Genomic DNA, 19,785 nt, shown 5'->3' with positions numbered 1-19,785 from the left:
CAGTCCCAATCTATTTATTTTGAAGAAAACAACAATTATATTATATAATAGCCATGCCACCCTAAAATATTCAATTTAAAAACCATCAACTAACACTATTAATAACACCAAAAGTTAATTTTACACGATTTTACTCTACTGAGTTAGTGGTAACACTATATAACATAGCTTTATTAGTATCATTTTTTAATTATACTGCTACTATTACAATAATTTTTTACTTGGAGATACAAAATCAATAAGGACCTTACTATGTATAATCCCCCTTCTCCACGTTATGAAACAGCTGTTGCAATCGAACAATTAGCCACAGATTTGAATTTACCCAATGAACGTTGGATGCAAGATTGGGCTTATATTGTCTCGATCCCTCAGCATATAGATAAATATATTTCACATTATAAAAAACTATCTGATGATGACCAAAAGTTCACACTAATGATGCTTATACTGCAAGCACTAGAAGAGCAAGACACTCATATTGATAAATATAAATCAGAAGTTAGCACATTATTACAGCAAGAATACCCTCTACATGCATATACTATTTTTCATTGGTGTAGCTTTGATAATGAAGATCTAAGTGATTGTTGGGAAATTACACCAATGATGCGAGAAATATTTTTATCAAGGAATGCTCTTAAATAACATTATTAGTTTTAATTTTGTGCTGTATATTTGACGATGAAATTTTGTAATTAAAAGATATCGACGTAGATATCGCAATCAATATGTTATATCACGATTAACTGGTAGCTATTTATAATAGCGCTGCAACTTTATTAACACTATCTAAAATTTTAGAAATTGAATCTTGTTGAGATATAACATAATTATAAAGTAATAAAATCGAGTCACGATAAATAAAGGATATAGCAATTAAGATTATTATAAATAAATAACTAATCGGATCTTTTAATAGTCTCATTATTACACTCCCTTTTATTTTTTGTAATTTCTATTAAAATCAAGGTCATGCTTTGCACGACCTTGATTAGTTGTTATTGCCCTACTAGAGATATTCTACCTACGTTTATTTCATCTTGAACTAGGTGGTTATCAACTCTGCCTTCTATCCGAATTTTTGTATCAGATGAGACATTAAGTCCATTCCACTTATCATTATCAATTTTTACACGGATACTTCCAGAATCATCTTTAAATTCATAGACGTTATGGTTAATATTTCTAACAATAAATCCCTCAATAATTATTGTGCTATTATTTGGGAGATTATCTACATTTGATATACTAGTAACAGATGTTGATTGTGAAACAAATCCACCACTATTTGCTTGGTGATTTTCATTATAATTAGCCATTGCATTAAAGGATAAACTTAACACTGCTGCACTTAACACTCCAACCATTAATAATTTTTTCATAAATCCTCCTAGGGAGTAATAATTATTTATTAAGGCTTTTTGTTAGTCCTTACTTGTGTTTCTGATTAAAGTATAAGTATGGAGTCAACTCCAGAGTCAATTAAAAAAAATACTATTTGCAAAAAAAAACAATTAAAAATAAAACCTGACAATTAGATAAACTAATTTTAAATAATATAAACCAATAGGTATTAATACGTATTAAAAATAACATTATTTTAATGAATTAAAATTTAATTTCATTTTTATTTATCAAAATAATGCTGAGAGTTTAATTAATGTTTTTTATTTCAAACATTCTTCTCCAATGTAATTCTGCAACCATTTAATTATTTACTCTAACTCTGTAATTCGCTTTCGGAATAACCAATAATTTCTGATAATGGTGTTAGCATGAGTAAACCTATCAATGTCTTATCTAAGCCAATTATCCCAATATATTGAAAATAAACCCAATAAGTGATCTACCAATGCTGATTTAAAAGACTCAGAAAGCATGGAAGATATACCGGAGTATCAATTTCCGCTACTCGCTCAAAGCAAACAGCCAAGAGTCGTTGTACTCTTTTAAGTCTAAGTAAATATAAATGATGACCAGCGTTTACTCTGTCGGTTCATCTACTGGCTCTAATCTATTCACATTTATCCATCCATGCGCATCACCGTATCCAACCAATAACCAATCATTATTATCTCCATCAACTGGTTTTGTCGCTCTCATCCCATTGATTTGAAGAATATCGCCGGGTACTACAAACCAATTATTATGGCGACATTGCTCTGTCGGAGCTGCGTGAAAATAGGCTCTTCCTTTCCCTATTACACGCCATTTTGGTGACTGTGCGATGAAGGGTTGCAGTCGGATAGTATTCAAAATTTGATGACATTCTTCCTCTTTTTTGAGGCATGACTGCATTCTTTGCCCTTGAGAATGATTGAACGTTAAGGCCTCACTGGTGCTTACATCTTCCAGTTGATTTCTTTTCAGATCATATGAAACCCACCCCAACATGCCTGCACCAGGAGATTCATTAGATGGTTTTTGGCTTTTATCAGAAAGCTGAATTATCAGTTCGTCTCCCTCACGCCTATCAATGAAAAGATCAAGCTTATCTGTAGTGACACGCTCCGCTCGAATTAACGCATGGTTACTACTGGCGATTAACTTAATTAACTCTTGACGACAATCAAATAATTCTCCTGAATAGCTGGCAGTCATAGTGCCATCGTCATCAACATCATCAATTGCCATTGATGGAAAAGACGCCAAGCTCAGATTAAGGTAAATAATCGACATTAGAAAACGCATACAAATTCCTTGTTGCTTACTAAAAAAGCCTACATTAATTAATTCCGTTAATATTATATTAATATTCCACTTTTTGAATAGTTAATACGGTAATTGTAAGCGATTCACTATTATTAGGTAAAAATAGGCATTAGTGATAATGAGGAGTTATTTGAAAGTGGGAGCTAAGAGACCACTTAGCTAAAGTGGCTTTGGACTTATTTTAAAATAACACGTAGCTCGTTTTCATTAACTTTAATTTTTCTGGTTATTTTATCCATTTCATTCTCTTCCCCCGTTGTCACACTAATGGTTGATATTTGGCCTGCAAATAAAACCTCAGCAAGTGCAGGTTTTTCCTCTTCATTTAATGCAGCTACCTGGCTAATATTGAGTTTTAGCTGTTTGAGTTTTTGATCCATCATTGCATGTAAATAGTGAAATAAAAAAAACCGCATTAAGCGGGTGTTCACAATGGTATTTAACTTTATTGTGTTAGGGAATCAATATAGTCAAAAAGAAATTGAGCGTCTATTTCGTTTAATTTTTTAAAATATGCGGTTTTTCTTTTTTCAAAAGCATCACCTTTATGAGGCCATTTATTACACCAATAATCTATATTGGTATTTTTCTTGAACCATTGCTTTTGGTATTCATGTTCGTTGACCAGTTTATAAAGTTCTTTTTTTGTCTGGCCTCTAGTTCTTGTTGCAGAAATTATGAAATTACAATTTTCTCCAATTAACTCTTCTACTGCTTTTTTTATAATTTTTTCGTTGTCACCACCTGTGGATATCCCTATTTTTAAACCTTTTTTCTCAAAAATAGCTATTTCGTCATTTTTAGCAAAAGGTTTTTTTTTCGGTTCTAAACAAACAGAATAGCTTTTATCTGATCCTAATTTTCTAATCAATTGAATTAGTGTTTGTGTTTTACCACGCTTACTTGCACCAAAAACACGTAACATTAATTTCTTTTCAAGTTTCATTATGAAAATTCCATTGTGAATAATAAATTATGATATACGTGCTGAATGTAATTAATACAAGTTACTACATCACATTCTTATGAATATTAAGAAAAATTTCTGTAGAAAATAATGGAACGTAAAATATGTTGATGAACAAAAAACCCCCACAAATCAACATTTATTATTTATATATTTAAAAATCAATAGGTTGATTAAGTAGTGATGATATTGAAATAAAATGAAAAAATTTGGCGTTTTCCGCGAAGCCCCCGCCCCGCGGGAAGGGAGGCTATTGGGAGTACCTTTTAAAAATAATCCTAATGTTACTACATGATTTTTTATTTAATTATAAAATAATTTAAAAACTTCATTAATATGACAATTAATAATTATAATTTATTAAGTTTATAATAAATAAATTTAAAATACCAAAATAAAACAATTGAAACAATAAAAATCTTCAAGTTTAATTACCATATATCAATAAAAAATCGGAAGTTATAAATGAGCAAAGTAAAGAAAAACGAAAGGCAATTTGAACCTAATGATTTCGAACCAAATAGGATAAAAATAAAGTTATCTTGTTTAGCTTTTTTAGGATATTTTATTTTACTATTCATTGGAGTTTATATAGAAAATAATCATAAAGAGTTATCATTATATTTTATAGTTGGAGCCTTAGCTTTAGCCAACTACGCCATATCAAACTATCCAAACCCTTCAAAAAAAATAATTATTATGGGAGCGTTTTTTCAATTTATAGCAGTACTGACACCAATCCTATACACATTTGCAACTACATAAAAATAACTATTTTATATTAATATACTCCTGCAATCCCTTAATCATTCTTTCCGACTCGGAAATTCTTTCTCTAAGTAGCCAATAATTTCGGAGAGCGGTGTCAGTAGGTCTGGTGGGGATTGCATCATCCATGCTGGAGGCGGAATTTGTAGTGATACGGGAGGAGCACTCGGCTCTGATATACACCCGCTTAGGGTTATGCTCAGCCAGAATGCGCAACCTATCAATTTCCTTTTTCGCATTAACTAATTCCTTAGTGTGTTTAATATCTAGCTGATTTAATAGAGTTACCCGTTTTTGATAATTGTAATTTATATTTACTAGCCCTTTTAAACAACTGGTTAGCTCCCTATTAGCATCGTTTAATCTATTGAGTTTTTTTGATTGTTCATTTACAGCCATCAGTAATAATAACTATCATCATAGTAGCGATATAAAATTTCCAATTCATTATTGATTAATACCTATGATGAGTAATAGCACGTTGACAGCGTTTAGCTAAACTCGCATCATAATAGGATTTGTATTTTATTCTTTCCAAATAACTAATAAGACTTAAGGCTATAGTAATGGCACTCGTGCTACTTAATACAATTGATTTTCGTTTTAATTGCACTTAAAATCCTTTTTATTAAAAAGTATCACTTCATAAATATAATTAAATCTTATAATTCAACTTTATATTTAATTATGTTATTATTGAATATAAAGATATAATTTAGAGATAAAAACATAATGAAAAAATTCGATATAGATAAAATAATGAACAACTTATCGGACAAAGATATAAAAAAAATAAATCAAACTTATAACAACCAAGCCAATAAAGAAGAAAGTTTTAAAAAATGGTTTTTTGACACATTTATCTTTGATCGTATTTTATTTGAAGGATTATTTATTTCACTTACTATAGTTTTCATTTGCATAATTACATCAGGCTCCACACCTCATCTATTCTATTCATTCTTAGTTTTAGTTTTTATTTACTTCACCATGAGTTTAGTAATTACTATCTATGATTGTATTAAGAATAAAATATCACTAATTTTATTCTTTAGAGTAAAGAAAATTGCAGTAACGACCTATATAATGAAAAAATGATCTGTTTTTAATTAGAGCATTAATCTAATTTATTGAATATTTTCAATAGCTGATTCTTCGTTATTATATTTTTTCAATATTAGGATAAGTTTTCCCATATTATAGCCTAAAGTAGTGAGTAATATAGGATTGCTATGAACACTAAATTTTCGCTTAAAATCTAATGAACTCCAACGAAATAAGCGAGTACCTTTGCTGGTAAACAACCGATCAAAATGTGTTGCTCTATAAGTTCTCCCGCCCATCGTGACAGGTAAATGAATAATACGATTAGGTGAATCATATTTAGCAAAAGCAGCGAATCCATTATATACGCTAACAGTCATATCAATAACATCATAACCTATCTCACCATGGCTCTCATTCAAACCTAAAAATTCAAATCCTTTCTGAATTCTCTCTTTAACGGGATCTCCACCAAAATTAATATCGCCATCTGTAAATTCATACACTATATCTGATACACCGTCAAAAACCTTACCTCCACCGAGAGATAAACCAATAATCCCAGCACCTTGCATCTCTTTATTTTTAATTTTACGGCCTGTTTTAAAACTTAAATATCCAAAAGCACTTTGTATTCCTCCTCCTATAATAGTTTGACTACCTTTAAGATAAAAATACCATCCCGTTCCAGAAAAAGTTTTAGTTAGTTCATAAACCTCTTTGCTTCGTTTTCTTAATTGAGAATAAGCAGACATTTCAGTTTCATACTCAGTTTCTATTTCATCGAGATACTGCATTATTTCTGGCAGATAACCCACACCAAATGCCTCTTTTGCTTTTTCTCTAAAGCTGTTAACACGATTATGTCTTTCTCTATGATTATATATAGCACGATAAAAATCAGCTCGAATTAACCTTACAACTTCTGCTATTTCACTTCTATATCCTTGTTTACAGTAATCATCTGTAAGTAGGTATCTTGCGGATACTTCGGATAATCTTTTAATATCATTAGCATATCTTTCAAATTTTTCTTCAAAACTAAAAAACATTAAAATACCCTTTCATCCCAAATACTATAAGAACTTGTTCCTGCGGTTACATGTTCCCATGTTATTGACTTAAACCGTATTGATAATGACTCTTCGGGTTGAACTTCATTATGTGTTATAGAATTAGGATAGAAACAACTAATATTTACTATTGAAGCATCCGTTAATTTTATTTTGTAATATAACTCCAATCCACTATTACCGGATGTTCTATAAAAGAAAAATTCACATGTTAATAACTCATTAGAGACCAATGATTGAGATAATAATGGGGATGCCTTATCAATTGTCTTACGTATATCTATTGGTTGAAAACTTACATTTTGATGCATTGAAAGATTTGATGAAAATTCATAAACTAAAATTTCATCTTCATGACCAGATTGATATTTATTACCAATGGAATCAAATGTAGAACACCCTTTTGAAATTAAACCCTGATTATTTCCATTTAATTTTAAATAAATAATATTTGCCAATTTATATATCTCCATTTATAGAAAATGATAATCCATCATTTAATAGACATCTAATAAAGAAAATCTAAAGCCCATTTAATTAAGAATTATTTAACAATAAAATATTACTTACTATATAAATAACTGGATAATATTCAATTGTTTTATTGCGTTATTAAAATTAAAAACATTTAAATTACTCTTAGGGAAAATAACTCTTATTAAGAAGTTATTTATATTTTATATATTTCTTAAATAATTATTTATCTCCTCTTTCGTCATATCAAATCTCTCCTTCTCTAACTCTACTCCCAGCACTTTTCTATTCAATTTTAATCCCGCTTTTATCGTTGCCCCTGATCCCATAAAGAAATCAGCCACTAAATCACCTTCACGACTGCTAGAGCGAATAATATGTTCCATCATATCTGATGGTTTCTCGCAAGGGTGCTTGCCGGGGTAATATTGCACGGGAGGATATGTCCATACGTCAGTGTAAGGTACATCAGCCGTAACAAAAAAAGGACGCTTCAATAATCCGTATTCTTCAACCAATGCTTGATAACGTATCTGAGAAACTTTATGTTCTGACAGCAAATCATCATAGGTACGTAATAACGGTGATAATTGATCAATATGCGTAGCTCGTTGTGAAAATAATATTTGTAACTTTTGATAGTCATCCCTTAATGGTAATTGCCACTGACTGCGACCAAACCAATGATTTGCCATTTTCTTTCCTGTTACTTTATTTATTTGTTTAACGCTAACCTGTAATGCTGATCGTGCATCGATAAAATAATCCATAAGAGGTTTAAATACTTGTTGTTTGAGTTCACGACACTTTATAACAAACCCAGCCCCTTTCGCTTGTACAGGTCTTTGATAATGCTCTGCAAACAATATTCGCTCTGTCGAAGGAAAAAATGCACGTAGGCTTTCTTTATTCTGGCGTCGCCAAGGACCAGAAGGTTTAGCCCAAATAATATGGCTTAGCATACTAAATCGCCCTTTTACTAATAATTCAATATCAGAGGCAAGCTTAGAGCTACAAAATAAATACAAGCTTCCATTCGGTTTCAATACTCGCCAAAACTCAGTTAATACGTCATCTACCCACGCTAAATATTCAGCTTCATTTACCCACTGATTATCCCATGCACAAGATTTAACCCTAAAATAAGGGGGTTCAGTCACTATCAAATCAATACAATTCTCTGGTAACGCTTTCAGCACAACCAATGCGTCATTATTATATAATTGCATCTACATCTTTTATTGAGGTAAAAAAAAGCCAGAAATTATCAAACTTCTGACTTGTATTTATATTTAACATAAAAGAGTGCAAAAACAGGTAATAATTTATAGCTCTTTTATTGGATATGTTTTTTCTGTTTTAGAACCATCACTATAAATTTCAGAAATCGTAATATCCCCGCCATTTACAGAATATTTCACAATACTATCTAAAGGATCGTCTCTCCATCGCCCCGAACTATCAGCATTGTTTGATGCCCAAATGACCTTTTCACCGTTTAGTTTACATTTAATAGCCCAGCGACTGTTATCGACTGAACGAATGTAATGAACATAAGCAATGCCGTTTTCAATAGTATCTAATTGCATAATCTTATGATCTCGACCAAACATGGTTGCCGCAGACGCTTTACAGACTTGCCCTACATCGACATTTTGTGCAAACACAGAAGAACTAAACAGTAGTGATAATAGTAATATTTTTTTCACAAGCCCAATCTCTAATTTAAGATAAGTAATTATGTATATCGTCAATTAATCGAAAAACTTTATCTTAAATTTTTATTTATAATAATATATTATTCAATCTTATCTTTATTTACGACTCATCAAGTATAAACTCATCTTTTATGCAAGAAAAATATAAACTGATATCTTTTGTTATAACATAAAGTATTTAAATAGCCTTCTTACTTGTTCGCTTATAAAAATTATTTTGTCTTAAAATTAATCCTGCCATTTCCAATTGAGTTAATAAAAATTCGCAACTTTCATAACTGAGTTTAGATTCACTTACGATTTCTATTATATTCTTATCTGTACTCTGTGGCATCATTTCTAATATATCACATGCTTGATTTGTGAAATTTGCCGTATTCAGCGTCAAATCAATATTTAATTTACCTAATGCTCCCACCATAAATTCAATCCTTAGTATTAACACTACAAAAGCAAACTTTCACCTTGAATAAATGCAATATTCCTTGTTATTTGCTATTGGTTTAATTATTGATAAACTGACATTTCTAATAATAGAGGGGGTTTTATGAGACTTATTCTGGCGTTATTACTACCTTGGTTACAATTTTTCACGATTGGTCGCCCATTTGCTGGCATCTTCTGCCTTATCCTACAAATCACCTTAATTGGGTGGATCCCTGCGACTATCTGGTCAGTTTATGCCCTTTCTCAATACAATACGGATAAAAAAATTGAGAAAATGTCTCGCGGTGGTTAACGATTAAGCCCCACTCACGTGGGGCTATCGATTAGCTAATACACTATCAGTGACATTACCCCACACCCTTCTTCCGTAATTTTCTTCTTTCACATCGGCATAAAATCCATCAATTCAGGCGGAGACGTTTTCGGATTTCTTGTGTATTTTTACGTCAATAAGATTCAATCGCCACCAGCAATGGGTCACCTGCACCATTAATCTTTTGTGTACCGATTCGATATTGCTTTTTCCCTTCAGGAGATGTCGTGCAAATTAATTGTGTCAGTTGTTGAGTTTCACCATCAGCCGTATGGATATTCGCCGTTAAAATGATAGAGGTATTCATTTCACTGTCTGTTTCTGAGGCATAGTGAAGACTAAACTGTAATTCGTTTATTTCTTTTGACATAACATTTACCGATTTATTTTAGTTAATAAGATGCCGACTCACAGCTCTTGTGTGAACGGTATAAGTAGGTGTTGATTCTGTGGTCGGCGTAGACGGAAAGGCTACAAAGTAACCTTATTTAATTTAGGGTTGAATATATTAATGAGAATAATTATCATTACATGTGTATCGAATTGACAGGTTTAATACGAATTAGTGCGACATGACTTACATTGCTTCTTGCGTTTATTTTATATGCCGATATGACTCCTAGCGTATCGGCATTTTTTTATTGTGTGGTGTATGATTTCATATTAACAACTTAGATATAGATGATCGGATTCGACCTAATACTGCGATGATTTAAGGCTAAAGCTAATCAAACAGTCCACACAGTGCCAAGAGCGAACAAGTATTAACAACGTTTGTAGATAAAAGTTTAAAGATTTTATCCAAGATAAATATACGTCAAAAATCATCAATTACTTGAGTTGTTATTAACACTTTCGTCATAACCAAGGCGAAGTCTTTTTCATCAAGAATTGATTGTAATTTTTTTATTATTTTATGACTCATGACATCATCCTTAATGAAAATATATCTCACATCATCTAATGAAAAGTTCAATTGAGAGGCTGTATTTTGAACTATTGAATTATTTGCCTCGGTTTTCCAGTTAGTATTTGAGAGAACTTTTCTTATTGGAATAATATCTGATTCTATGCTGGGGATGTAACGCCACTCATGTTCATTTGCAAAGCGATAATTTTTTATCAATGGTTTGTTATTTCTAATTAAATCTCCTTCATAATTTTTCATGTACCTCATTGTATTAATGAAATCATTATATCGTTCTAACTCCATTTTATATTCATGATAAGAGCCATCTGATTTTAGATGCATCATAGAGTCTCTAAACTCACGTAACCTCATATCTAGACGATCAAAAAGCGAGCAATTCTTGCTAATGTAACTAACAGGATTTAATCCTTTACTGATTGCCCAATCTTTACTAAGGGCAATGCCATACTTTCCATACTTTGTTATATGTTCATTCAACTGAGAAAGGCGAATGTCACAAAATGAAACCATGGGGATACCAAATGTTCTAGTCGCATCCGTCCCAATTATTTCTTCCTTTGCATACGAAACTTTAAAAAACCTACTCACTAATATGTTAATTAAAACATTAGAGCGTCTCGTAAAATGACATACTACACTGGGGAATAAACTACGTTCTAATTTACCTTTGCTCATATGTACTCTGAAACCTCTATAAGATAAGTATTCATAAACTAATTCATTGATATTTATGACTGAACCTCATAAAGAATAAATGAATTTTAAATTTATATCCATGGTTGAGTTTTTACTACATTATGGTTAATAATCACACCAATACTTGTGAATGAAATATGAATACCTTGTAATTTTGTCAATAAAAAGTGTATTAACTTCGACAAATTTAAAAAATTATTCCATTGTTCATGTAAGCCTGTTGCTTTGCGTACGATTTAATGTAAGCAGTTGGACATTGTTAATCATATTATATGTTTGTTGATGAAGAGTGTATTAAACCTGAGCCAAGATAGCTATCCATAGAGTCTGTTAGTACGGGCGGTGTGAGACAATTGCAATGAACTATATGGTTCTTGATAGGGATTTTGATAACAAAATTGGTAAACTAGAGCCTGCTCTATTGGCATATATAAAAATTCTCGGTAACTTTCTTTCCGCTGATTAACACACCACAATTTAATTAATGACATTATCAGCAATTAGAACAACTACCAACTTCTGCTCCTCGCTCAAATTAGTCTCTTGAGTTCTGTTTACAGGCAGTTTAGTGCCAAGAGCGGACGTTTAAATATTTTGCCTATATTTTATCGATAACGCTTATTAGACGGATTAATCCATAATTGTAGTAAATGTAAATACCTACTGTACCATAACCTATTGTCAGGTATAAAAAAGCGATGTAGTGTTCTACCTATTAAATTTACAAAGGCAGAAAAGTCCGTGTTTGAATATGGGCCTTACCGCCGAACAAGCGTTATATCTTAAATCTGGATTCGTACAACCGATGAGTCTGAGATCTATTTACACACATCAATAATGTAATCATTTTCAAATAAACTTGAAGAAACTAAAACAGACTGTCAAAAGGTAAAGCTATGTCGTTGATTTATAAATATAGAAAGCTATATAACTCTGATACTATGGAGTTGGATAAATACACGTTAGATATATTGATAAATGATCGAATATTTTTTTCAAAGGTGAACAATTTTAATGATCCGTATGACTTTTTACCCACAATAAATTTAGACCCTGAGAGAATCGAACGATTTTGTAATGAAGTATTACCGGTTGAAGTTGGAGAACGCTTTAAGAAAGCGATGGCTTTAACTTCTGAGCAAGAATTTATAAAACAGCTCATTGAAAGTCTTAGAGATAATTTAGCAGTATTCTGTGCTACAAGAGATCATAAAAATTTTTTAATGTGGTCTCATTACGGTGATAATCATAAAGGAATATGTATTGCAATAAAAACATATAAAAATACCGAAAATAATGACGCGTTGCATGTGGAAACAGACCAGTTTAAAAAAATCAGAAATAGGAGTAATGAGACATACTTTCCATTGTTTCCAGTACAGTATCGTAATATGCGGCCATCACAATTCGATTATGTAGAAAATGCTAATAATAACAAAGTGCTAGAATTCATGTTGACCAAGTCAAAAGTTTGGGAGTATGAAGATGAAGTTCGTGCAGTTATGCAGATATCTAATACAGATACCCAGTTAGTAAAATTAAAGCAAAACCAAATTGCTGAAGTATTTATCGGCAGTCAAGTACCGGAAGAAATAAAAAATAAGTTAATTGAAAAGCTTGAAGGTAAAAACATCATTATTAACGAAATGAGGTTATCTCCAACTACTTATGATTTAAAAACAATCGAGATAATAACAAAGTTAGATTATGAAAGTATTTTGAAGCTAGTTAAATATGGTATCGAAGACACATAACAAACAATTCAAGAGTGATTTAGGACACTTGGCATTTTTGGTTTAGGTTGATTTCAATGTTTACAGTATTCAAATTGAGTTTCGTGGTTGCGTGTTTCACGCCTTAATTGGCGTTAATGTCCGCTCTTCGCTCCTTTCGGGATAACAATCATAATTAAATCTTTACATCATAGGAGATTTAATTATGTCTAAGTCACCGTGGAATAAAAATCGTATCATTGGGCAAAAACGACCGCTTAAAATATCTCATATCTGGGGAATCCGTATTAGACTAGAGTTAGAAGGGAAAATTCGCGACTTAGCTTTGTTTAATTTAGCCTTGGATAGTAAACTTCGAGGCTGTGATCTCGTTAAGTTGAAGGTATCAGATGTTGCATATGGCAGTTCAGTCTCCAGCAGAGCAACAGTGTTACAACAAAAGACTGGTAGTCCTGTCCAATTTGAGCTGACTAAAGGAACTAGAAATTCCGTTGCTGCATGGATAAGAATGGCTCACTTGCATAGTGCGGACTATATTTTCCAATCCCGAGTAGGTTCTGCTCAGCATATCTCTACCAGAAAACAAAGAACCTTCACGTAATTCAGCTATTACTTGGGCATAAAAAACTGGAAAGCACGGTTCGTTACCTTGGCATTGAAGTCGATGATGCATTGGAGATTTCTGAGTCAATTGAAGTATAAATCTATCAGGGCTGTTTATCAGCCCTGTGCCAGCAGCAGACATTACTGACAACATGTTGGATTTGTAAGTTGGGAAAACGTTACTGAATCCATATTAATTAAATAATAGCCAATCCAAGTTTCACCAGGTATTGTTATACAATACTTAAAATTTTGTAGTCAAAATTGACAATAAATCTAATTTTCAAGGAAAGACATTATGACTTGGGTCGTTGGAGGAAACTGTTTTAATGGTTTTGTTTGCGTGGCAGATATTCAGGCAACAATAATAAAGTCCAATGGACAAACTCATTATTATAACTGTGTGCAAAAAATACACAAAGTTACTGATAATCTCTGTGTAGCTTTTAGTGGTGATATACGTTCAGGCTTTAAAATAGTTGATTTCCTTAGAGAGAACATTGCCTATAACTTCAAGGAAGGTGAATATTTTGATATTGACGGGCAATCCCAAAACTTAATTAACATATTAAAATACGCTTATAATGATGCGAATCCGAAAAATAAACCTAATGTAGAACTAATGTTTTTGTGGAATTCCCAGGAAGGGGATGGCTATTTATATCGTCCATTCTGCATGAAGTTTAAATCCCCTAATTTTACCATGAACTCAACTGCAATGCCTGGGCTTGCCCAATCGGGAAGTGGAATGAATAATTCTACTTTCCAAGCCATTATCTCTTTCCTGCAAGGAAAGAAACTATCTACAATTGAGTATAACAGGCTATTTTCAAAGGTTGATGTTGCTCCAAGTATCATTACCCTAAAAAATTTTAAAAATATACTATTGAATGAGGCATCAAAAGTTTCTCAGCCAGGTATAAGTAAAAGCCTGATCTCTTTTGAATCAGAAATACCTTATAAAGACATCTTTGATAAACAACAAAGTAGAAGTCTAAAAGAAGTATTTATTACTTTGGGAGTAAGTCCTACTAAAATGGAGACGCTGAATTATAACTCTTTTATTACAATGATTTCTAAATCGGATATACAAAGGCGACTAACTGATATAGAAAACAACAACTTATTCTTGTTTAATTCTATTAAAACAATGCTTTCGAAGGCTAAAGAGTCGATAAATATACAGCCAATAATAGAACTTCCACCAATTGTCTTTGACCAACATGTAAGCTCCGAAGAGGAGATTCATTCAAGCCAACTCATATCTACGTGGCCTAAACTTAAACAATTTTTGGGTACAAAAGGTATCTGCGTGTCAGCTATTCAGGCAATAGCGTGAATGAACATATGCTTTTTTCTTATTTTTTAATCGTAACATCTGCAATTCGCTCAAACCAGACAACCTGCTCTAATTGTGTTCGACTTACAAACCTTGTGAACTCAACTTTGAATTAGTGAAATTTAAACCCCTCACAAAAACAATTAAGGCTACACATTATGCGTAGCCTTAATCTTATTTACGTTATCTAACTCAATTATCTTTTGTCTTTATTTTCTATCGCTATTGTTTGCCGTTTTTCTTCTTCCGGTAATTCATACTCAATAGCAATAGTCAGAAGTCCACTTGATAAATCGGCTTTATCTATTTTAACATTTTTACCGAGGTCAAACTGCAATGTAAATTGCCCTTGAGATATGCCTCGGTGGAGCCATTTATCATTGTCTTCTTCTGATTTTTCTTCTATTTTCCCTTCAATCAATAAACGACTTCCTTTTAATGAAACCGATAAATCATTTTCTTGATATCCAGGCACACTTACTGTCAGTTCATAATGGTTATCATCAATCTGTTTCAAGTTATAAGTCTGTACAGGTGATGCAATGGGCTTACTGCCTGTTAACTGACTAAACAGGCGATCTATCTGATCAAAACGATTTGAAAGTAAGTTGTCAGATAATGTTGGGAATAATGAAAAAGGTTTAATGTTAGGCATATAACTCCTCCTTCAGTATTTAGTGAATTATGGGCGGTATCTTATTTACCCAAAATATAAATATGAACGAGCAAGTATTTTTCAAGGCCAAAATCTAAATTTTTTACCTTTAACCAATATGAGATTGTAGATAGCAAAAAACTCCGCCGAAGCGAGGTTTTGTATATTCAACTATTTAATACTTAACTCATTTGAGCTGTCATCACACTTTTGTAAAAGATACATTTTGCGCCGTGTGGATTGTTCACTATGACATCAAACTGTGATGTTCTATATTGTGAACAACGACACCTTGGGCATTTAAAATAGAGGCGAATAGTAATAGCGCCTTTAGAGAGCCACCACGTTGCCTGCTGCTAGACCTTTCATACCATTTTCCATGGTGAATGAAACTTGTTGGCCTTCCGCTAATTACTATCTAATCTCAAACGAAAACTAATAGTGTCTAGCATCCCATTGACTCGATTTTTATGAGCAAACTCAGCAACCCACCGCTGATGAATTGCGAATATGGCTATCAATCTCTCCTTAAAGGATGTTGTTGCTCAATGTCGTGACGCGGTTGTGAGTAAATATCTCGTGCATTATCGGCATACCACCGCACAAGCGAAACGAGGCGAACAAGTCACACCAAATACATTAACCACAACGTTTAAAAAAGCGCGAGATAAATGTGGGTTAACTTGGGAAAAAGGTACTGCACCAACTTTCCATGAACAACGTTCTTTATCAGAACGACTTTATCGTGAGCAAGGAATTAATACACAAAAATTATTGGGGCATAAAACACAAAATATGACTGATAAATACCACGACGATAGAGGCAAAGAATGGCAAATTATTGCTGTTTAATTGAGCAGTTTTGGGGAAGAGTTTTGGGGATATTTTGGGGAAGAATTTTATAGTACAAAAAATAAACGGGAACTAATAAGCTCCCGTTAACTATTTATCAAATCAACAATTACATGTGTTTGATAATTGCGTCACCAAACTCGCTACATTTCAGCAGTTTAGCGCCTTCTAACTGACGTTCAAAATCATAAGTGACAGTCTTAGCGGCAATCGCGCCTTCCATACCTTTAATGATTAAGTCAGCGGCTTCTGTCCAACCCATGTGGCGTAACATTATATAAATCCACCATCATTAACTATTTGTTTATTAAAGTATATTTACTCTTCAAAGACCTAAAAGACGATAGTTATGTCTTTTTATAACCAATTGATTACCATAATACTTTTATTGGTTTTGATAACCACATATTAGGTATACAACTGAGTTTTAATAAACAATTAACGTAAGATAAAGCCTCATATGGGGCTATAGAAAACTATATATTAGATATATAAATTCTAATAAATCTAAGTTTTGGCGTCAAAACAGGTCGAAATGGATTGATCAAAGAGTTAAGCGCAATGAATGCCTCAGGTGTTAATCATATTGGCTTACAATTTCACCGTAATTAACGCCCAATTGAAGAAACATTAGTCTGTCAGTATTGCCAGAGTTTCACCAATAATCACCATAAAATGAGGAACGATATGCTATTTTATCTCCCTCTTTCAATGAGTATATTTAAATAGCGCTAACAATCCTTTCATTGATTATTGCGATTTTAATAGAAATCATTTGCTGATTTGAGTAATTAATCCCTTAATTTTTTGTGACATACTTAACGAAATTCAGTCATCTGTTTCTCACTTATTATCGAGACAATAATGAAAATAAATCTTCCTCTATTTGCCCTTGCACTCGGTGCATTCGGTATTGGCACGACAGAGTTTTCCCCAATGGGATTACTGCCTGTTATCGCAAATAGCACTGGCGTTTCTATTCCTGTTGCCGGCATGCTCATTACCGCTTATGCCATTGGTGTCATGGTGGGCGCTCCAGTCATGACATTATTGTTATCTCATCAGGCGAGAAGAAAAGCACTGATGATTTTAATGTTTATATTTACGCTTGGAAACCTCTTATCTGCGCTTGCACCCAACTACGAATTTTTATTGCTATCACGAATTTTAACCAGTTTAAATCACGGTGCATTTTTCGGGTTAGGAGCTGTCGTGGCTGCAAGCGTTGTTCCTGTAGAAAAACAATCAAGTGCAATCGCCACGATGTTTATGGGATTAACCATCGCGAATATTGGGGGCGTTCCCGCTGCGACATGGATAGGGAATACGATAGGTTGGCGTTCTTCATTTTTAATCACCGCCGGTTTAGGGGTCATCACGATGATTTTCTTATGGATATCACTTCCTAAAGGCAATGCTGGCGTGCGTCCTAATGTTAAACAAGAGCTATCTGTGTTGATGCGTCCACAAGTGTTACTTGCACTCTTAACAACCGCGTTAGGTGCCGGTGCAATGTTCACATTGTACACCTACATAGCCCCAGTACTTGAGTATCTTGCAGATGCGAGTACAGGCGTGATTACGGTCATGTTAGTTCTGATTGGTGTCGGTTTCTCAATTGGGAACTATTTAGGTGGAAAATTCTCAGATCGTTCTGTCGATGGGACGTTAAAAGGATTTTTACTATTACTTGCCGCCATCATGTTACTGATGCCATTTATAGCACAAAACTCAATAGGTGCTACGTTTGCCATGGTCATCTGGGGAGCCGCTACCTTTGGTGTTGTTCCGCCATTACAAATGCGGGTGATGCGTGTGGCAAGTGAAGCTCCAGGGTTAGCCTCTTCCGTGAATATTGGTGCATTCAACCTTGGAAATGCCATTGGTGCCGTTGCAGGAGGTGCTGTGATTTCGGGCGGATTATCTTATGCCTATGTTCCGGTTATGGGGGCAATTATTGCAACCTTAGCATTAATTATCGTTTTGATAAATGCATATCAGCAAAAAACACAAACGAACTAATTCGCCTATGACAATTAGCCTTTCAGTAATGAGGGGCTTATTTTTTTAATATTCCAACTTGAATATATTGGGTATCTACGAAGACTTGGGCGCGCGCTAGAACGCGAATTCCCTTCAAATGCCCTTCGCCTCAAAATGCAGTGATGAATCGTGATTATTCTACTTTTCGCAAAAGTGTATTGTAATGAGTGATATTTATCTTGCATCTGCAATTGATTATATTTTTATCACTCAGTGATGAATTAATCACGTTTTAAGACAGATTAGCAAGAGATAAATACGGGAGCAGAATCATGTTATTTGAGCATTATAACTTACGTGGCTTACCATTAAAAAACCGCATTGTTATGCCACCAATGACTCGTTCACGAGCAGGTAAAGACGATATCGCCACTGAAATGATGGCTGAATATTATGCTCAGCGTGCCAGTGCTGGACTAATCATTAGCGAAGGCACTCAAATTAGTCGCCAAGGGCAAGGCTATGCTTGGACGCCAGGTATCTACACGCAAGCACAGATTGATGGTTGGAAAAAAGTCACCGATGCTGTTCATCAAGCGGACGGTAAAATCTTTGCACAGCTTTGGCACGTTGGACGCGTTTCCCACACCATTTTACAACCTGATAATGCCGCTCCTGTTTCCTCATCAGCTATTCAAGCTAAAGGGGTTAAAGTCTTTGTGGATACTGAAGGTCGTGGACCTGAAGATGGCGTTGGAGAGATGGTTCAACACTCCATGCCTCGCGCCCTTGAAACAGCAGAAATTGCAGGTATTGTTCAAGACTATGTTCAAGCTGCGCGTAATGCAATCGAAGCCGGTTTTGATGGTATAGAATTACACGCTGCGAATGGTTATTTAATCAACCAATTTATTGATTCACGAGAAAATCAACGCGATGACGAATACGGTGGTTCATTGCAAAACAGATTACGTTTTTTGCGTGAAGTGGCACAAAGCGTCTCCGATGCTATTGGTAGTGAAAAAGTGGGTGTTCGTTTAGCACCATTGACCACGCTGATGGGCTCTGAAGATGCGACACCAGAAGCAACTTATCTTGCCGCTGCCGCCGTCTTAAATGAGATAGGTGTTGCCTACATTCATATCGCTGAAGCCGATTGGGAAGATGCACCAGTTATGCCAATGGCCTTTAAAGAAGCATTGCGTATTGTTTTCCACGGTACAATGATTTACTCAGGGCAATATACTGCGGAGCGTGCGGAGCAAACATTAGCATCAGATTCAGCTGATTTGATAGGGTTTGGGCGTCCATTTATTGCCAATCCAGATTTACCTTATCGATTAGAACATAATCTTCCGCTGAATGAACCAATAAGAGAATTGTTCTTTGGTGGCGGTGCTGCGGGTTATATCGATTACCCGACAGTCAAATAAGTGATTCACAATAGCCTCTGTTCATCAAACAGGGGCTTTAT

Annotated in this window: 22 protein-coding genes and 3 pseudogenes; 10 read left to right on the top strand and 15 right to left on the bottom strand. The window is 33.8% G+C overall.

Annotated elements, in window-relative coordinates; all coding sequences use genetic code 11:
• Positions 1 to 252 precede the first annotated feature (252 nt).
• Positions 253 to 648 carry a hypothetical protein gene (locus tag D7029_RS07600; protein ID WP_194952309.1) on the top strand — a complete coding sequence of 132 codons (396 nt, stop codon included), beginning with the start codon at positions 253 to 255 and terminating at the stop codon, positions 646 to 648.
• A gap of 353 nt (positions 649 to 1,001) precedes the next feature.
• On the opposite strand, the gene D7029_RS07595 is transcribed toward D7029_RS07600, so the two are convergent.
• From D7029_RS07595 to D7029_RS07580, 4 genes are all read right to left on the bottom strand, one after another.
• Positions 1,002 to 1,385: a YgiW/YdeI family stress tolerance OB fold protein gene (locus tag D7029_RS07595; protein ID WP_194952308.1), complete on the bottom strand. Its 384-nt coding sequence runs from the start codon at positions 1,383 to 1,385 to the stop codon at positions 1,002 to 1,004.
• A 601-nt stretch (positions 1,386 to 1,986) separates the two neighbouring features.
• Positions 1,987 to 2,655 (bottom strand): hypothetical protein, encoded by a 669-nt coding sequence (locus D7029_RS07590; RefSeq protein WP_194952307.1) that lies wholly within the window; start codon positions 2,653 to 2,655, stop codon positions 1,987 to 1,989.
• Positions 2,656 to 2,891: 236 nt separating this feature from the next.
• Entirely contained in the window at positions 2,892 to 3,131 is a 240-nt protein-coding gene (locus D7029_RS07585) for a hypothetical protein (protein WP_194952306.1), read from the bottom strand.
• A 29-nt stretch (positions 3,132 to 3,160) separates the two neighbouring features.
• Positions 3,161 to 3,661, bottom strand: a complete 501-nt coding sequence (locus D7029_RS07580) for a hypothetical protein (RefSeq protein WP_194952305.1) — start codon at positions 3,659 to 3,661, stop codon at positions 3,161 to 3,163.
• A gap of 486 nt (positions 3,662 to 4,147) precedes the next feature.
• Between D7029_RS07580 and D7029_RS07575 the strand changes: the two genes are divergently transcribed.
• A complete protein-coding gene (locus tag D7029_RS07575; RefSeq protein WP_194952304.1) occupies positions 4,148 to 4,447 on the top strand; it encodes a hypothetical protein in 300 nt (99 codons plus the stop codon).
• A gap of 6 nt (positions 4,448 to 4,453) precedes the next feature.
• Here the strand turns inward: D7029_RS07575 and D7029_RS07570 are convergent, their stop codons facing one another.
• On the bottom strand, positions 4,454 to 4,849 hold the full coding sequence (locus D7029_RS07570; protein WP_194952303.1) for a lysis protein: 396 nt from the start codon (positions 4,847 to 4,849) through the stop codon (positions 4,454 to 4,456).
• Positions 4,850 to 5,182: 333 nt separating this feature from the next.
• Here D7029_RS07570 and D7029_RS07565 point away from each other — a divergent pair, with 333 nt between their 5' ends.
• Positions 5,183 to 5,548: a hypothetical protein gene (locus tag D7029_RS07565; RefSeq protein ID WP_194952302.1), complete on the top strand. Its 366-nt coding sequence runs from the start codon at positions 5,183 to 5,185 to the stop codon at positions 5,546 to 5,548.
• A gap of 29 nt (positions 5,549 to 5,577) precedes the next feature.
• Here D7029_RS07565 and D7029_RS07560 read toward each other — a convergent pair whose 3' ends face one another.
• The 5 genes from D7029_RS07560 to D7029_RS07540 form a co-directional block, all read right to left on the bottom strand.
• Positions 5,578 to 6,546, bottom strand: coding sequence for a DUF4225 domain-containing protein (locus tag D7029_RS07560; protein WP_194952301.1), 969 nt, complete (start codon positions 6,544 to 6,546; stop codon positions 5,578 to 5,580).
• Positions 6,546 to 7,025 carry an Hcp family type VI secretion system effector gene (locus tag D7029_RS07555; RefSeq protein ID WP_036913626.1) on the bottom strand — a complete coding sequence of 160 codons (480 nt, stop codon included), beginning with the start codon at positions 7,023 to 7,025 and terminating at the stop codon, positions 6,546 to 6,548. Before D7029_RS07555 ends, D7029_RS07560 begins: the two co-directional genes overlap by 1 nt.
• A gap of 219 nt (positions 7,026 to 7,244) precedes the next feature.
• Complete coding sequence (locus D7029_RS07550) at positions 7,245 to 8,270, bottom strand: DNA-methyltransferase (protein WP_194952300.1); 1,026 nt, start codon at positions 8,268 to 8,270, stop codon at positions 7,245 to 7,247.
• A 96-nt stretch (positions 8,271 to 8,366) separates the two neighbouring features.
• The gene (locus D7029_RS07545) at positions 8,367 to 8,750 is read right to left on the bottom strand and encodes a hypothetical protein (RefSeq protein WP_194952299.1); all 384 of its coding nucleotides are present in this window, start codon (positions 8,748 to 8,750) and stop codon (positions 8,367 to 8,369) included.
• Positions 8,751 to 8,937: 187 nt separating this feature from the next.
• Complete coding sequence (locus tag D7029_RS07540; RefSeq protein WP_194952298.1) at positions 8,938 to 9,180, bottom strand: hypothetical protein; 243 nt, start codon at positions 9,178 to 9,180, stop codon at positions 8,938 to 8,940.
• Positions 9,181 to 9,306: 126 nt separating this feature from the next.
• Here D7029_RS07540 and D7029_RS07535 point away from each other — a divergent pair, with 126 nt between their 5' ends.
• Positions 9,307 to 9,498, top strand: a complete 192-nt coding sequence (locus D7029_RS07535) for a YqaE/Pmp3 family membrane protein (protein WP_194952297.1) — start codon at positions 9,307 to 9,309, stop codon at positions 9,496 to 9,498.
• A 154-nt stretch (positions 9,499 to 9,652) separates the two neighbouring features.
• On the opposite strand, the gene D7029_RS07530 is transcribed toward D7029_RS07535, so the two are convergent.
• Positions 9,653 to 9,889, bottom strand: a complete 237-nt coding sequence (locus tag D7029_RS07530) for a hypothetical protein (RefSeq protein WP_228766748.1) — start codon at positions 9,887 to 9,889, stop codon at positions 9,653 to 9,655.
• A 447-nt stretch (positions 9,890 to 10,336) separates the two neighbouring features.
• Entirely contained in the window at positions 10,337 to 11,125 is a 789-nt protein-coding gene (locus tag D7029_RS07525) for an abortive infection system antitoxin AbiGi family protein (protein ID WP_194952296.1), read from the bottom strand.
• A gap of 917 nt (positions 11,126 to 12,042) precedes the next feature.
• Between D7029_RS07525 and D7029_RS07520 the strand changes: the two genes are divergently transcribed.
• From D7029_RS07520 to D7029_RS07510, 3 genes and pseudogenes are all read left to right on the top strand, one after another.
• Positions 12,043 to 12,900 (top strand): DUF2971 domain-containing protein, encoded by an 858-nt coding sequence (locus tag D7029_RS07520; RefSeq protein ID WP_194952295.1) that lies wholly within the window; start codon positions 12,043 to 12,045, stop codon positions 12,898 to 12,900.
• Between the two features lie 184 nt (positions 12,901 to 13,084).
• Positions 13,085 to 13,581, top strand: a pseudogene (locus D7029_RS07515) (integrase).
• A 199-nt stretch (positions 13,582 to 13,780) separates the two neighbouring features.
• Positions 13,781 to 14,821 carry a hypothetical protein gene (locus D7029_RS07510; protein ID WP_194952294.1) on the top strand — a complete coding sequence of 347 codons (1,041 nt, stop codon included), beginning with the start codon at positions 13,781 to 13,783 and terminating at the stop codon, positions 14,819 to 14,821.
• A 196-nt stretch (positions 14,822 to 15,017) separates the two neighbouring features.
• Here D7029_RS07510 and D7029_RS07505 read toward each other — a convergent pair whose 3' ends face one another.
• Both D7029_RS07505 and D7029_RS19040 read right to left on the bottom strand, forming a co-directional pair.
• Complete coding sequence (locus tag D7029_RS07505) at positions 15,018 to 15,476, bottom strand: Hsp20 family protein (RefSeq protein ID WP_194952293.1); 459 nt, start codon at positions 15,474 to 15,476, stop codon at positions 15,018 to 15,020.
• A 182-nt stretch (positions 15,477 to 15,658) separates the two neighbouring features.
• Positions 15,659 to 15,799, bottom strand: coding sequence for a hypothetical protein (locus D7029_RS19040; protein ID WP_419197858.1), 141 nt, complete (start codon positions 15,797 to 15,799; stop codon positions 15,659 to 15,661).
• Between the two features lie 214 nt (positions 15,800 to 16,013).
• On the opposite strand from D7029_RS19040, the pseudogene D7029_RS07495 reads away from it, so the two are divergent.
• Positions 16,014 to 16,328, top strand: a pseudogene (locus D7029_RS07495) (tyrosine-type recombinase/integrase); the annotation flags it as partial.
• A gap of 109 nt (positions 16,329 to 16,437) precedes the next feature.
• Here D7029_RS07495 and D7029_RS07490 read toward each other — a convergent pair.
• Positions 16,438 to 16,605 (bottom strand): annotated as a pseudogene (locus tag D7029_RS07490) (isocitrate/isopropylmalate family dehydrogenase); the annotation flags it as partial.
• Between the two features lie 587 nt (positions 16,606 to 17,192).
• Here D7029_RS07490 and D7029_RS07485 point away from each other — a divergent pair.
• Positions 17,193 to 18,350 carry an MFS transporter gene (locus D7029_RS07485; protein WP_194952292.1) on the top strand — a complete coding sequence of 386 codons (1,158 nt, stop codon included), beginning with the start codon at positions 17,193 to 17,195 and terminating at the stop codon, positions 18,348 to 18,350.
• Between the two features lie 293 nt (positions 18,351 to 18,643).
• Positions 18,644 to 19,744: an alkene reductase gene (locus tag D7029_RS07480; RefSeq protein ID WP_194952291.1), complete on the top strand. Its 1,101-nt coding sequence runs from the start codon at positions 18,644 to 18,646 to the stop codon at positions 19,742 to 19,744.
• Positions 19,745 to 19,785: the final 41 nt, after the last annotated feature.

It is taken from the genome of Proteus vulgaris (assembly GCF_016647575.1).
Classification (GTDB): domain Bacteria; phylum Pseudomonadota; class Gammaproteobacteria; order Enterobacterales; family Enterobacteriaceae; genus Proteus; species Proteus mirabilis_B.
Note: the sequence above shows the minus strand (reverse complement) of the source record. Positions and strands in the feature narration are given on the sequence as shown.